The organism is Tsukamurella sputi (genome assembly GCF_007858445.1).
Taxonomy (GTDB): Bacteria; Actinomycetota; Actinomycetes; order Mycobacteriales; family Mycobacteriaceae; genus Tsukamurella; species Tsukamurella sputi.
Map to the genome: position 1 here is coordinate 1 of NZ_VIGV01000197.1, position 529 is coordinate 529.

1 protein-coding gene and 1 pseudogene are annotated in these 529 nt (G+C 68.4%); both read right to left on the reverse strand.

Going from position 1 to position 529, the window contains the following annotated elements:
* On the reverse strand, positions 1-215 hold a 215-nt coding region (locus FK268_RS23800; RefSeq protein ID WP_193560337.1), incomplete at its 3' end, for an aldo/keto reductase.
* 119 nt (positions 216-334) lie between these two features.
* A pseudogene (locus tag FK268_RS24565) lies at positions 335-529 on the reverse strand (hypothetical protein); the annotation flags it as partial.

The window sequence follows — 529 nt, forward strand, 5'->3', positions numbered from 1 at the left end:
TCGTTGGTGACGAACGGGCCGTAGTAGTCGCTGGTGTCGATGTGCGTGATGCCGAGGTCGATCACGTCGTGCAGTACCTCGATCGCCGCCTCGCGGTCGGCGGGCGGACCGAAGACGTGCGGCCCCGCGAGCTGCATGGCGCCGTATCCGAATCGCGTGACCGTCAGGTCGCCGCCGAGGTCGAAGGTGCCGCCGGGCGGGGTGGGTGCGGACATGGTGCAACTCCTTCGTGCGGGACGATGTGACGGCCTCCAGTATCGCGCCGATCGTTCCGGCGCACCCGGCTGCATCACCACGAGTCCGTGTTGCCCGGATCCCGCTGACGTGTCGCGCTTCAGTACCCGTGCTTGTCGAGCCGGATGCGGCGCCAGCGTTCCATCACCTCGGGGAGTTCGGTGATCATGAACTCGAAGAAGTCGCGCATCACCGACAGACGCTCGGCGGCCGGGCCGCCGGCGGGGAGTTCCTCGATCCCCTCGGTCGCCACGTCCCGCCACCGCTCCAGGATCGGATTGCGCGAGGCGAAGGC